At 35.2% G+C, this 14,261-nt stretch carries 16 protein-coding genes; 5 read left to right on the forward strand and 11 right to left on the reverse strand.

Going from position 1 to position 14,261, the window contains the following annotated elements; all coding sequences use genetic code 11:
* Positions 1-78: 78 nt before the first annotated feature.
* Complete coding sequence (locus LIS78_RS26925) at positions 79-615, reverse strand: cysteine hydrolase family protein (protein ID WP_252285421.1); 537 nt, start codon at positions 613-615, stop codon at positions 79-81.
* Positions 616-863: 248 nt separating this feature from the next.
* Here LIS78_RS26925 and LIS78_RS26930 point away from each other — a divergent pair, with 248 nt between their 5' ends.
* Positions 864-1,442, forward strand: a complete 579-nt coding sequence (locus tag LIS78_RS26930) for a cysteine hydrolase family protein (protein ID WP_209151925.1) — start codon at positions 864-866, stop codon at positions 1,440-1,442.
* A 311-nt stretch (positions 1,443-1,753) separates the two neighbouring features.
* On the opposite strand, the gene LIS78_RS26935 is transcribed toward LIS78_RS26930, so the two are convergent.
* From LIS78_RS26935 to LIS78_RS26950, 4 genes are all read right to left on the reverse strand, one after another.
* Positions 1,754-2,503, reverse strand: a complete 750-nt coding sequence (locus tag LIS78_RS26935; RefSeq protein ID WP_252285422.1) for an SAM-dependent methyltransferase — start codon at positions 2,501-2,503, stop codon at positions 1,754-1,756.
* Positions 2,504-3,149: 646 nt separating this feature from the next.
* Positions 3,150-3,536, reverse strand: coding sequence for a VOC family protein (locus LIS78_RS26940; protein ID WP_209151923.1), 387 nt, complete (start codon positions 3,534-3,536; stop codon positions 3,150-3,152).
* 120 nt (positions 3,537-3,656) lie between these two features.
* Positions 3,657-4,262, reverse strand: coding sequence for a Vat family streptogramin A O-acetyltransferase (locus LIS78_RS26945; protein WP_252285442.1), 606 nt, complete (start codon positions 4,260-4,262; stop codon positions 3,657-3,659).
* A gap of 64 nt (positions 4,263-4,326) precedes the next feature.
* Positions 4,327-5,223, reverse strand: a complete 897-nt coding sequence (locus tag LIS78_RS26950) for a Vgb family protein (protein WP_209151922.1) — start codon at positions 5,221-5,223, stop codon at positions 4,327-4,329.
* Positions 5,224-5,427: 204 nt separating this feature from the next.
* Here LIS78_RS26950 and LIS78_RS26955 point away from each other — a divergent pair, with 204 nt between their 5' ends.
* Positions 5,428-5,715 (forward strand): ArsR/SmtB family transcription factor, encoded by a 288-nt coding sequence (locus LIS78_RS26955; protein ID WP_034651793.1) that lies wholly within the window; start codon positions 5,428-5,430, stop codon positions 5,713-5,715.
* A 65-nt stretch (positions 5,716-5,780) separates the two neighbouring features.
* Positions 5,781-7,088, forward strand: a complete 1,308-nt coding sequence (locus tag LIS78_RS26960) for an MFS transporter (RefSeq protein WP_252285423.1) — start codon at positions 5,781-5,783, stop codon at positions 7,086-7,088.
* Positions 7,089-7,270: 182 nt separating this feature from the next.
* Here LIS78_RS26960 and LIS78_RS26965 read toward each other — a convergent pair whose 3' ends face one another.
* A complete protein-coding gene (locus LIS78_RS26965) occupies positions 7,271-8,500 on the reverse strand; it encodes a serine hydrolase domain-containing protein (RefSeq protein ID WP_252285443.1) in 1,230 nt (409 codons plus the stop codon).
* 354 nt (positions 8,501-8,854) lie between these two features.
* On the reverse strand, positions 8,855-9,406 hold the full coding sequence (locus LIS78_RS26970) for a YhcN/YlaJ family sporulation lipoprotein (protein ID WP_209151920.1): 552 nt from the start codon (positions 9,404-9,406) through the stop codon (positions 8,855-8,857).
* Positions 9,407-9,598: 192 nt separating this feature from the next.
* Here LIS78_RS26970 and LIS78_RS26975 point away from each other — a divergent pair, with 192 nt between their 5' ends.
* A complete protein-coding gene (locus LIS78_RS26975) occupies positions 9,599-9,814 on the forward strand; it encodes a hypothetical protein (protein WP_209151919.1) in 216 nt (71 codons plus the stop codon).
* Between the two features lie 638 nt (positions 9,815-10,452).
* Here the strand turns inward: LIS78_RS26975 and LIS78_RS26980 are convergent.
* Complete coding sequence (locus LIS78_RS26980; protein ID WP_434092385.1) at positions 10,453-10,578, reverse strand: hypothetical protein; 126 nt, start codon at positions 10,576-10,578, stop codon at positions 10,453-10,455.
* 345 nt (positions 10,579-10,923) lie between these two features.
* Between LIS78_RS26980 and LIS78_RS26985 the strand changes: the two genes are divergently transcribed.
* Positions 10,924-11,073 (forward strand): hypothetical protein, encoded by a 150-nt coding sequence (locus LIS78_RS26985; protein ID WP_209151918.1) that lies wholly within the window; start codon positions 10,924-10,926, stop codon positions 11,071-11,073.
* 188 nt (positions 11,074-11,261) lie between these two features.
* Here the strand turns inward: LIS78_RS26985 and LIS78_RS26990 are convergent, their stop codons facing one another.
* From LIS78_RS26990 to LIS78_RS27000, 3 genes are all read right to left on the reverse strand, one after another.
* The gene (locus LIS78_RS26990) at positions 11,262-12,104 is read right to left on the reverse strand and encodes an alpha/beta fold hydrolase (RefSeq protein WP_252285424.1); all 843 of its coding nucleotides are present in this window, start codon (positions 12,102-12,104) and stop codon (positions 11,262-11,264) included.
* Between the two features lie 21 nt (positions 12,105-12,125).
* Positions 12,126-13,127, reverse strand: a complete 1,002-nt coding sequence (locus LIS78_RS26995; protein WP_425334729.1) for an NADP-dependent oxidoreductase — start codon at positions 13,125-13,127, stop codon at positions 12,126-12,128.
* A 66-nt stretch (positions 13,128-13,193) separates the two neighbouring features.
* Positions 13,194-14,258 carry an alkene reductase gene (locus tag LIS78_RS27000; protein WP_209151915.1) on the reverse strand — a complete coding sequence of 355 codons (1,065 nt, stop codon included), beginning with the start codon at positions 14,256-14,258 and terminating at the stop codon, positions 13,194-13,196.
* Between the last annotated feature and the right edge of the window lie 3 nt (positions 14,259-14,261).

Genomic DNA, 14,261 nt, shown 5'->3' on the forward strand with positions numbered 1-14,261 from the left:
ACCTATTTCATAGGAGTAAGAGAAAGTTATAAATAAAGTCGTATGGGCTGTTTTTCCTTTGAAAAGTTTTTTATTAGCTTAAAATATAACTTCGTTTACTTCTTTTAATGTAACAAATCTGCCACCCAGCATATTATTATGATGTTCTACTATTTTAGAAGCTGAAAGCACAGTCGTATCAAATGTGCTATGGGCATCTTTTACTAAGATATTCTCTTTATAACCTAAGCTATATGCTCTTCTACAAGTAGTATCTAAACAAAATTCAGTTTGCATGCCTGCAATGACTAATTTTCCGATTTCAAGTGCCTGAAGTTTTTTATGTAGAGTTGTTTGATAAAATGCGTCCCAAGAAGATTTTTGAATAACTGTGTCTGTTGGTAGGGGGCGAACATCCCGGTGGATTTCCCATGTGACTTTTCCTTCACTAAGCATACTATCGGAACTGGAGTCTGTATGCTGTATATAGATAATTGGTACATTAGATTGGTGCGCTTTTTCCCTTAGTGAAGTAATATTTTTAAGTACTTGCTGTTCATTCCATAAAGATCCACCTTCATAAGAAAACATGATGTTTTGAACATCGATAAGCAACAAAGCTGTTTTTTTACTCATTTCATTGTATCCCCCTATTGATTTTTGTGGTAAAAAATTCAAAATAATATTATATCAAATTAAAATCTTATATTATATAGCTCGAACTTACGAAATCTATCCTTCTTCGAAATGTATATAATAAGCACCAATAGCCAATATAATACTGCTTCTTGGAAGGTTATATACTTAAATAAAATTCTTATTTTTAATTCACCAATCTAACATAAATGTTAAAATATGTAGAAAAGAGTGGAGGAGAATTACATATGAGAAAAGATTTCAGCAATACGGCTTTAATTATTATCGATGTTCAAAGGGCTTTTGAAGATGAAAAGTGGGGGATAAGAAATAACCTCAATGCTGAAGACAATATTCAAGTCCTTTTAAAGACATGGAGAGAAAAGAAATACCCAATTATACATATTCAGCACTTATCTGATAACGACGATTCGATTTTTCATCCTAGTAAACCAAGTTCAGATTTTAAAGATGTTGCAGTCCCAGCTGAAAATGAACCAATCTTTAAAAAGAAAGTAAATAGTGCATTTATAGGAACTGGACTCGAAAAACATTTAAAAGAAAACCAAATAGAAAAGGTTGTAATAGTAGGGTTAACAACTCCACACTGTGTCTCAACTACTACTCGAATGAGTGGTAATTTCGGATTTGAAACGTACTTAGTATCAGATGCAACAGCTGCATTTGCAATAAAAGGGGCAGACAATACGTATTATTCAGCTGACCAAATACATAATGTGTCACTAGCTACTTTAGACAATGAGTTTGCTACAGTTTTAACCACAAAAGAATTAATCCAAAATTTAGCCGAAGAAATAAAGGCTTAATACTTTTGTTTTAACTATATACGATATACAGAGTTAGTTAACGACACACAAATTATTGAAAAGGTCATAAAAGAGCCAGTTCCCTTGTAAGGTCTTGGCTCTTTTGGGCTAATTATATATACAATATACAAGCTCAGTTAACATAATGGATCTTTTCGGAACCTCTATTAAAAGGAATATTTGGCTTGTTAGTTGATGAAAGAAATATGTATAACGTATAAATATTTAGTTATCATAATGTGGATTACAGAAAATAGAAAACCTGAAATTCCTTGTTCCATAATGGAAGGTATCTCAGGTTCTTTTGAAATTTATTGATTTTGAAAAAGATAAAGGCCAAATCCTAAAGTATCTCTACCCCATGTAAGGTAAGTACGTTTCCATGACCTAATTTTATTTAACATACTGTCACAATCAGGGTCGTTCGGGTTTTCATAACAATATTTTTCCATAGACATAGCATATAGTCCTTCATATTCATCCCAATCATCGTCACTTGCAACAACTGACCAAATCGGCACGAGCCCCATACTTTCTCCCATAAAAACATTCTCATGGTGTTTTTTTAATTCTGACTCATCTGCTCCACCAAGTGCTTCTAAATATGCCTGACTAGGTTTCTTCTTCCAGTATCCTTCTCCTACTAGAATAAAGCCGCCCTTTTTAACATTTCTTTTAAGAGATTGTAACGTTAATTCCAGACTCCCCAAAGCATGAGTAGAACCAACACAAATTCCTACATCAAAATGATTGACGTATTCACTTACCACTTGTTTGGCATCTTTTACAATGTACGTAATTTTTTCTTCAGGGATTCTTTTTTGGGCCTGTTGCTTTGCCTCTAAAATAGAACCTTCATATAACTCTACGGCTGTTGCTCCAATATCATATTCTTCAACTAAACGTATTAACAGTTCACACTTCCCAGCCCCGATATCTAACACTTTTGCATGCGGTTCTAACTGAAGAAAATCTATAATTCTATTGATTTTAGTTTCACTTATCGGGTTACTAAATAAATGTTTACTGTGGGCAATTGATGAGAATTTATTTCTGTCCATTGGTTGAACTCCCCTTTGTCCTTTTTAGATATTTTTTTCTCGCTAAATTATTTAAGATAGAAACACTCATAGTCCCAGCCCCTTTCAAAATAAATATCTATATTTACATGTAACAATAATTAATTCGATTTTCCATTTATTTCATTACTCTAGATACCTCGTTAAGTTTATTGCTACTGATAATTAATTCCTTAAAAATTGGAGAAACCCTTCCTCACTGTATCATAATTAAATGGTCAAGGTGGACAACGTATAGCTAGTTAACTTAAAACCTGTTATAGGCACAAAAGGTTTAATTAAAACTGCAACCTTACAGCCTTTAGCAAAGCTGTGCATTATCTTGAGCTAACCCTTACGAAGCTTACAAACCTTCACTTTTGTTTCCCATACCCATCTTCTCCTAGTAGTATTCTGGACCATGCATTTGTCCTCTGTTTCCACATTTCCTCATGCAACCGACAGACTCGTTACCAAGAATGCCGTTTCGGATGGAGATCATCTCTGCGTCTAGATGAGTAGCGTTAGCTACACTGTAAGAAAGCGACTTCTTGTCGCACCATAATCACAATTATGGGTAGAAGCACAAATAACTCTGTTCAAATAAATCGAAACAGAGTTACAATGAGTATGAAAATTTCCTGGTTAATTACAGCATTTTATATATTTCAATAAGATTCTTATCTGGATCCCGAAAATGTGCAATACGTGATCTCCATTCTTTACGATCGTGTGGTTCAGTAACAAATTCAATCCCATTTTCTCTTAAATAATCATAGGTCTTATCAACGTCTTCTACTTCAAATTGAAGTAAAAAGTTTGATGGGGATTCGCCACCTAAAGACTTATCTTCCTTTCCAATTACTTCTATCATGGTCTTTTGAGATAAAAGCTCGATTTTCGTTTCTCCATTATTGAAAAGTGCATACTCCATTTCTTCTTCATACCAACTTATTGGAATTCCGAGTAAATCTTTATAGAATTCAACACTTTTTTTAAAATCCTTAACTAATAGCCTAATTTGTAGCAGCTTCAATTCAATCTCCTCCTCATGTTATAATTCTCTCTATTTATCAAAAGACCTTCGTGTTTTTTCATTCGTGTACCCTACACATTTTTAGTTAACCTAATAGAAATTATAGATAATTGTCCTTTCTTAATTGTGATTTTTCAATTTTTCTAGCTTTTCTATGTCTCCATTAACTATTACATCAATGTGGGCAGAAATAATATCAATAGTTAAATCCCACCATTTAATTTCTAATAATTTATTAATAATTTGTTCTGGGAAACGTTCTTTGATTTTCTGTGCAGGATTTCCTCCAACAATCGTATAGGGTTCCACATCCTTTGTAATAACTGACTTGGCTGCTATAATGGCACCATCACCTATATTAATCCCAGGCATAATAACCGTGTCCGTCCCCATCCAAACATCCTTTCCAATTATCGTATCTCCTTTAAACAGCAATTGATTTAACGTGGGTGTATGTTTCTCCCAACCTCCTCCGAAAATATTAAACGGATACGTTGAGAAGCCATCCATCCTATCATTAGCTCCATTCATAATAAACGTCACGCCGGGGGCTATGGCACAAAATTTCCCTATAACAAGTCGATCACCAAAAAATTCATAATGGTACAATACTTGATCTTCAAAAGATTCCCCGTTTCTTGCATCGTAATAAGAATAATCGCCTACAATGATATTTGGCCTAGTGGCTGTATTTTTAATGAATTGTACAACATCATTTCCTTTAATTAGATATTAATCTGTAGGATTTGGGCCGTGTGCTTTATTTGATTTCATAAATATTCACTGCCTCTCATGGTTTTTGGGCAAAACTCAATCGACCCAACTTATTACATTCCTCTGCGAACCATAAGGCTTTATCAGATCCTACTACAATACCATGTGGCTCTGCATTTGTTGTAGGAATAGGATATTCCGTAATTTCTCCGTTCACGGTAATACGCCCTATTTGATTGCTTCCCCATTCAGTAAACCATAAAGCATTATCGGGACCTGTTACAATTGCATGTGGACGAGCATTCGGGGTAGGAATAGAATACTCATTTATAACTCCAGAAGTGGTAATTCTGCCAACATTATTGCCGTTAATTTCTACAAACCAAAGTGCATCATCCGGACCATTTGTAATCCCTACAGGACCAGCTTGTTCTGTAGGTAACTGATATGTAGTTACTTCTCCTTCTAACGTAATACGCCCTATTTGATTACTTTGATTTAGAGTAAACCATAAAGCATTATCAGAACCTGCCACAATAAAAGAAGGGTAGGAACCAGGATGCGGTAGATCATGCTCGATTATTTCACCTGATGGTAAAATTCGTCCTATTCTATTTCCATTCATTTCTGTGAACCAAATGTCTCCGTTGTGTCCTTCAGTTATTCCAAAAGGTGCTGAATCTGGGTTAGGTAAAACATATTCCATAATCTCTCCTGTTATTGTCAGTTTTCCGATTTTATTAGCCTTATTTTCCGCAAACCAAATGTCCCCTTGAGTTGTAGAAATGATGGATAGTGCCCCTGCATTAATAGTAGGGACATTAAACTGCTTCAACTTACCTTCTACAGTCATTCGCCCAATTTGATTGGTTTTATGTTGTGTAAACCAGAGTGCGCCGTCTTTTCCCAAGGTAATTCCATAAGGACCTGAATCTACATGAGGTAATTCGTATTCTTCGATTTTTACAATCATGTAAATGCCTCCTTTTCTTTATATAAAATCTTTTTAGTAATTCGTTATAGAATAATTGGATTCCTGTCAAAGAAGCTTTTTATAAGACAAGAAAAGTTAGTTACCATAAAACATTTTCTAGGTACTAAGAAATAAATTAAAGCTGCCATCTCTAAGGGAAATAACAATAGTTGACAATTTAATTGATTATTATATAATAGTTTTATGACTTTAGAACAAACAAATGATCTTCAAAGAGTTAAAATATTTAATGCATTAGCAGATGAAAAGAGAATAAATATTATTCGTATCTTATCTCAAGAAGAAAATTGCCCGCGATGTACAGATATCGGAAGGAGTTTAGGGATTAGTAAATCAAATGGTTCTTATCATTTGAAAATTTTATCTGATGCACAGCTGGTAACAATTAAACGAGAAGGTGTAACTAAATACGTTTCTTTGAATACCGAAATGTTTAAACAATACCTTCCTGGATTTTTGGCTACGTTATAAAGTAGCTTTTTTTTTACTAATTAGTTTTAAAGTTTTATGACTATTTGATTAAAGAGGAGTTATTTATGAAAAACCGGACTAATTATCTCATTGTAACGTTATGTTTCATTATTCTATCTGGTGTCACTAATGCTATTTTATTTAACGTGGCTCTTGAGGATATGACAAAAGATTTGAATGTTACGAGCTCTGCAATCAGTTGGATTGTTATTTCTTATACATTGATTATTACTTTTGGTTCAATCACATACAGCAAATTATCTTCCTATATTCAGATGAAAAAATTATTAATAATTGGGGTCCTTTTATTAACTTTAGGTTCAGTAATAGGCTACTTATCTAATGGATATATTGGAGTTCTGATAGGCCGTATTATTCAAGCTATGGGGGGCAGTTCTTTTATTGCTTTATCCATGATCATAGCAAATCAATATCTTCCTTTAGCTAAACGAAATGTCACTCTTACATTAATAGGAGGGTGTTTATCTCTAGGTTCTGGATTTGGATTTTTGATGGGAGGAATACTAACTCATACCTGGGGATGGCCGTCCTTATTCTTATTTATGAGCCTGACTTTACTCACAGTTTTTGGCCTATACTACTTTGTCCCATCTGGATATGCCGGTAAAGAGAAAGTGACTAAACCCTTTGATTTTTCCGGGTTATTTTATTTATTTCTCTTTGTTATTTCTTTTATTTTAGGAGTGAAATTAAATGGATATTTGCTTATTTTAAGCGTCCTTTCTATCCTCTTATTGGGCTTGCATAGTAAAAAACAAGGAGTCTTGTTATTTATTGATTTTTCCGTATTCCAATCTTATTCTTTTAATAGATTAATCTTAGTTAGCTTTATTAATAATGCAGCCATGGTAGCTATTTTGTTCCTTTTTCCTTTACAGGCTATTCGAACATTTCATGTATCAGCTATCCTAATTGGTCTCATCTTATGTAGTATCTCAATAGTGGCATTTTTGATTAGTCTACTTGTGAGGAAAGCTATTCATTTTATAAGTAACAAGAAATTAATGATTATATTTATTGGTTTACAATTAATAGGTTTTGGTCTTCTAATCTTTCTTAGTCTTCACTCTATGATTATGACCACACTAGGAGTATTATTTATCTATATAAGCTTTAGTGCTTTAAGTGTAATTATTAATATTGAAATTCCTCATACAATAGAGAAGGAGAAAATGTCGATGGGGATAGGCGTATATAATCTCTTCAACTTTTTAGGAATGTCTTTTGGTCCTTCCATATCCAGCCGTTTATTAGAGATGTCTTCAAATCTTAATTTTTCATTCTTCTTCTTTGTAGTGTTATTAATCCTTTCTTTTATGTTATCCATAGTAGAAAGAAAGAGTACGGAGTAATATGAGATTTACAGCAAACTACCCAAGATGATGGATATCATCATCTCACCTAGCATAACCTTTGAAAAAACTGTATATGATATACATATGTAGTTACCATAATGGATGTTATCGGGAATATATATAAAAGGCCTCTGCTTTCTAGCAGAGGCCTTTTATATATATGAATTTCGGGCTGGGTGTCAGTCTTCGATTGCTTGGTAGATCATGGTCCAGAAGTCGTGGATAACCCGTGCGGAATCTGCAGTGGACATCCCAACTTGGGTGAGCAGGATTCCGGTGAGCTGGTTATTCGGATCGGCGTAGGTAGAGGTGCCACTTCCTCCGTCCCAGCCAAATTGGCCGATGGGCGCATAATCACCGCGGTAAGTTCGCACCGCCATCCCCATTCCCCAGCCGCCGTGCTGACCTTGTCCGAATGAAATATGGACATTATTGGTAGCCATGGCGGTTCTGGCTGCTTGTTGCTCAGACGTGAGGCGGTTGGTAGTCATTAGTTGAACGGCAGGTCGAGACAGGATTCGTGTGTTCCCATGCATTCCATGATTCAGCAGCATTTGGAAGTACGCGTGATAGTCATCAACAGTTGAGACCAGTCCACCACCACCGCCTTGGAATGCAGGAGGTTGGTTGTAGCGTCCTCCCTTCGCTTCGTCCCACATGATAAATTCTCCAATCTGTGGATCGGGGGCATAGAGAGGCGGAAGCCGGTCGATTTCGTTAGCAGACACATGGAAGCCGGTGTCTTTCATCCCTAGAGGTTCGAAAATGCGTTCTCTCAAAAATGTTTCAAATGGCTGCCCCGTGACTCTAGCAACAAGCACACCGAGTAAATCGTTGCTAATGTGATACTGCCAGTGCTCTCCGGGCTGGTACATCAACGGAAGGGTGCTAAGACGGCGCATCCATTCATCCGGATCCGGCATTGGCTCCGGTAAATCGGGCGTGAGTCCCTGTGCAAAGATTGCGCCCATGATCGGAGTGCCCAACAACGTTACATCCATGCCAAGCCCGAAAGTCGAGGTAAGAATGTCTCGTACGGTAATTGGTCGCCGTGCCGGTACGGTATCGTCCAGAGGTCCATCGATGCGCTTCAAAACCCGCCGATCGGCTAGTTCCGGCAGCCAAGTCTCTACCAAGTCATCCAATCGTAGCCTGCACTCATCGAGCAGGATCATCGCCGCCGCGATCGTAACAGGTTTGGATGTCGAGGCCATCCGGAAAATCGTGTCCCGACGCATCAATGCGCTACCCCCATGGTGCATTGTGCCGATTGTTTCGACATGCGTCTCACCGTTCCGACTAACCAGAGCGACGAGCCCAGGAATCTTTCCACTCTCAACGTGCCGCGTCAGCACGTCGCGCATACTGCTCAGCCCTGTTGCAGAAAAGCTACTGTTGTTTTGTCCCATTGGATTCTTTCCCATTTGGTTTCCCTCTCTTTACTTTTTTATCAGCTCTATATGTTCTACAAATTCTCTGATGTTATTCAGGCTTGAAATCCCTTTGTCACTCTATCAAATCTATTTCTTTTCTCATGTAAATATAACTGTTCATTAAGTTTTATACGTAAATATATGACTGTTCGATGAATAATCGTTAGAATTCTAAAACACTCAGGTAAGGTTAATGATACTGTATGGTTTTATTACAGAAAGCAATGATATTTTTTAACAAAATTAAAAACCTACATACAAGATGTAGGTTTACATAAAACATTTTTCTAGAACATACTAAATTGACTTGTTATGTTCAATCACTCTAATTTAACGAGCGTTAGGGAATACTCTTTTAACGGTTTCAGTAAAATCTTCAAATAGGCCATTTCTTGTCGCACCTTCATTAATTCGATTTCCGTACCCTTCCATACGATTCACAAAATCAGGATCGGATGACACATACACATTTCGAATATCCTTATCTGTAGCTTTTACTTGATCTGAAATCTTCTTTTTTAAACGGTCGGTTACTTCTCCATTTTCTTCATTCTTTAAAACAACAGCTACGTATGCATTTCCATTTGTAACAATCACATTTGCAGTGTCTACTTCATTTAATTTAGCAATACGATCCGCAGCTTTATCAGCTACTTCTAATCGTGTCTGATTATTATTATCTACATTATTATTTTGAACACCGTCGGGTTGAAATCCCACGTCTCGTAGATCATTGTTGTCACGATTATTTTGAGCTTTTTGTTCAGACGGTTCTTCAGTTGGATCAGGCTCAGCTTCATCTTTTTTATCATTACAACCAAAAAGAAAACCTACTGATAAAATAACTGATAAGAGTCCCAGTACATATTTTTTTGTCTTCATTCCTTTTCACTCCTTCTAATAGTCATATATGTATTAAGGTTTACATTGTTTTCAAAATAATTACAGGAAATAATTTGAAAATCCAAGTGGTGATAGCATCATTTTTCCAGTATATATATGTAGAATCGTCAAAAAATAAAGATGTTGGAAGAGAGTTTTCTTTCAAACACTTATCAAAGAGGAATTTGCATAATGAATAATGTACAGCAGCTAACTTCTTTATTTAATGTTAATGGCCTATTTCGGAAGAAAAATAATAACAGAGGCATGTTACTGTCACTTTTAAGCATAGGAATTGGGACTCTAGTTATTTGGATAATAAAAGGAAATGGAAATAAGACGGGAGCACCAACCATGCAAACAATGATGAGTAGAAGCCAAATGAAAAACGGTTTATCTAACCAATAAAAGTAAGGATACTTTCTCTACAACGTATAAGTGGGAAGTTTAGATTTAATAAAAAAACAACTCTATTTAGCTTTTCCATTTAATATAATGCATATAAATTTAGTTAACATACTGAATTTTATCGAAAGTCTTAAAAAGTGGAAATTAAGCATAATGTTTGATAAAAGGACGCAGCAGAAAAACCTACTGAACATGGGGACTGATCTCATGACAGTAGGTCTTTTCTCTTTTTTGACTGTATATGATATACAAATTCAGTTAACATAATACCTCTTTTCGGTACACAACTCAAAAAAGAACCCTTGGTACTCAAGGGATCGTTCGCTTTTTAAATTTATCGTTTATGCAGCTTTTTATACATCCTTGATTTATCAACGTTTCCTCTCGGGCTGAGTGACAAATAGATGAATAAAAAGCGCACCTTTTATTCATATGTTAGAACACATCAAAAGTAGTATTTATATTGAAAAATATGTTATTATGTGTCTGCACATGCATTTTATAGTAAAAAGCCACCTGTCCTGCAAATACTGGGTGGCTTTTTATTTTGTTATGGAATGATAAATTTGGCGTAAATGACGATTTACCTCTGGTTCACCCTTTAAGTTTATCCAAATATGATCGGCTCTCTCAAAAATTCATGCAAAAACTTTTTGATTTTCTTTATGCCTAATGGTAGTCCAGTTTTTATCTCGAAACGGTTGGTCTTCAAATACATTCCTATATTTCATGCAGTAATTAATAGCTTCTTGTCTACTTTTCATGAATTTTCCTCCTTTCATTTGTTATGAATAAAGATTTACGTAAATGAAAGTTAAGAAAGCTTGATGTCTATGCTCGTTTACTACTATTAATTCCTTGCTAAAAGACATCCCAAGTTGAAGAGATTCTTTTCTCTAAACTCTCTGATCTTCCTCCATACAACATCTCTACAAATAATCCATCTAGAATGGTGAGATAGGCTGCCGTAGCAGTATCAGCACTAAACTTAGAATGTAATAAATAATCTTTTTCTTCAAATAATGATTCTAACAAACACTCTAAACTATTCGTTAATCGGTAAGATTCACGTATTATCAGCTCTTTGAGTTGTTGTGGAGGAAAATATAATGAATAAAGAAGAATTTGAATTGGCCATTAAACAACTCCCCGATATAAGATATGAATATTTTATTAAAAAGTTGCTGACCATGAAGAAATTTGGGGTTTATATAACTATCGTTGGGCAACAGCACAGGGTATCCATGGTAATATTTTGATTCCTTTCTTTCCAAAAAAATTTTAGCAAAAAATATGAATGTATATTTGCTAAAATAATTCAATATTTTTTGCCAGGATCGTTGTTTTAATTATGGAGATGGATGCTCATCCTCCACTTTTGGTTATAATTGATAAACGAAGACTAATATTCATATTTTCAAAAGGATAGTCTGTATTTTAATGTTCATTAACTTAAAAATGTTAGTACAATTTCGACAAACTCTTTTGGATATTGAAATAAAGAACCATGTCCTGCATGATTAAATATTATTATCTTACTATTAGGAATTCTATTTGATAAGTCATATGAATTTTCTGTTGGAACCATGCGATCATTATCTCCGTTTATTATTAATGTTGGCTGAACAATTTTGGATAGATCTGCAGGCTTCTCTTTACCCCATTTAGTGATTGCATCTAATTGTTTTCTATAAGCTTTTAAACTAATTGTTTTATCTCGATGTTTTCTCCTTTTTTTTATTTGAGTTAGAAATTCCTTAGCCTTTTTCTTACCATTATCTGTGGTTGGAAAAAACAGATAGGTCTTGACGTCTTTAAAAGTCAAGGCAGCACGGACAAGATCAAAATTAGTAATACGGATGACATTAGAAATCCCTTTTCCTCCTCGAGGTCCCGTACCAACTAATACCACCTTTCTTACCAAGTTTGGTTCTTTTGAAATTAATTCTTGCGCAATCATTCCGCCCATAGACAAAGCAATCAAATCAACCTTTAAAAATCCTAATAGTTTTATAAATGTGATAGCATCATCTGCCATTTGAGGGATGTTGTTTGGTACTTCACCATTGGATAGTCCGACCCCTGTGTTATCAAATGCGATGACCCAATGACTTTTAGCAAGACCATCGATAACCCTTGGATCCCAATTATCAAGATTAGCTGATAGATGTGTCAATAAAATAATAGGGGTTCCTTTTTTTTCTCCTAATTCTCTATACGCATACCTTTTACCATTCTGTTGCTGAATGAATAAGTTAGGTGCGTCAATATAAGAATAATAAATCGACATTGCTACTCCTCCTACTTACCTTCAAAATTTAATAACCACTTTTCCTTTTGGATGACCATTTGCAACTAAGTTTAGTGCTTCGTTAATGTTATCAATTGTGAAATTAGTAGGATCGATAGCTGGAACAATATTGTTTTCTTCAATAATGTTCGTAATTTTTTCTAACTGCTTTCCATCAGCTCTTACGAAAAGAAATCGATATTGAACAGCCTGTTTTTTTGCTTTCTTATCAAATTTAGCACCAACTAGTCCAAAAAGGATTTGTTTCCATTTGGGAAAACCTCGATCTATTGCAAACTGCTTATTTGGTCCTGTACGAAGACTTAGTAAGCGACCACCTGATTTGATAATGGACAACTCTCTGTCAAATTCATCTGCACCGAGTGTATCAATAACATAATCAACTTTGTCTAGTATTTCCCAATAATTTTCCTTCGTGTAATCGATATATTGATCCGCACCAGCATTCAACGTCCTTTCTTTAGCAGAAGGACTCCCAGAAACAATGACCTTCAATCCCATTTCTTTAGCAATTGGAACAGCCATTTGGCCAAAGCTTCCGGATCCTCCTGGAATGAACACTGTTTGCTCTTTTTTCGCTTCTAACTCTTCTGTTAACCCTTGAAATGCCGTCAAACCAGTTAGAGGTGCAGCAGCTCCAGTGACATAATCTAAATTTTTCGGCAAATGCCAGATGGCTGCTGCATCAACTGCAACATACTCTGCAAATGCTCCAATCTTCTCGATAGGGAGTCTCGTATAAATAGAATCTCCTACCTTAAATTCATGTACATTTTCACCAACTTTTTCAACTATTCCAGTTAGTTCATTTCCTAATGTAAGAGGCATTTCATAATCTTGAATTAGTTTTACGCTTCCTGTAATATTTAATATTTCAAGTGGATTTATGGCAGCAACTTTTACCTTTACTAATACTTCGTTATCTTTAATACTCGGTATAGGAATATCAACGACTTGTGCTTCAATTTTTTTTGAGTATTTTTGTATTTGAGCAGCTTTCATACTCTTCATCTCCTTTTTAAAAAGAAACCACCAACTCTTACATTGATGGTTTCAATTTTTATTATTTCATTCATTCATTGTAGGATAGTCTGTGTACCCTTCTTCACCCTTATTAATATAAAATGTTTGTGGATTTGGATCATTTAATGGCATATTGTTTTTTAGTTTTTCTACTAAATCAGGATTAGCTAATGCTAACACTCCTACTGAGGATAAATCAGCTAAACCATTATCAATGTCCAAGCTAATTTGATCTACTGGTCTTGATGGTCTATTAACAATTAAAGTATTTCCCCATATTCCTCTAATGTCTTTTAATAAATGTTCTCTATTAACGTGCATAATATGGAGGTAAGCCAAATTTAGTTTATTTAACTCCCCTACTAAATATCGATATAATTCTTCTCCTTGTTGTCCTTCGTTTACTCCACCAAGAAGATTCATCGGCGAAATTCTAAATCCTGTTTTATCAGCACCAATCTCATCAACTACTGCTTTTGCCACTTCTATTGCGAATCTGGCACGTTTTTTTATGGATCCACCAAATTCATCTGAACGAACATTGGAATTTTCACCTAAGAATTGGTGAATCAAATATCCATTAGCTCCGTGAATTTCAACTCCATCCGCACCAGCTTCGATAGCATTTAATGCAGCTTTTCTAAAGGCATTGATTGTTTCCATAATTTCTATTTCTGTTAACTCCCTTGGCTCTGGTACCTCTTGCATACCTGTAGCAGTAAAGATATCTTCACCTGGTGCAATTGCAGAAGGTGCTACTGCTTGATAATGAGTTGGTAAATTATCAGGATGAGATATCCTTCCAACATGCATTAACTGAAGAAAAATTCGTCCATTTGCATCGTGAACAGCATCTATTACCTTTTTCCATCCATCGACTTGTTCTTTTGTGCTAATTCCAGGAGTATTCATATACCCTTGCCCTTCTGGAGAAGGAAATACACCTTCACTAATCAATAATCCCATGGAAGCACGTTGTGAATAATATTTTGGAGTTAATTCTCCAGGTACCCCATTCTCCGTAGCGCGACTTCTAGTCATTGGAGCCATTACCAGTCTATTCTTTAATTTCAATCCTTTTAGTTGATATTGATCAAATAATTTATTCATACT

It is taken from the genome of Priestia megaterium, from assembly GCF_023824195.1.
In the GTDB taxonomy this organism is placed as follows: domain Bacteria; phylum Bacillota; class Bacilli; order Bacillales; family Bacillaceae_H; genus Priestia; species Priestia megaterium_D.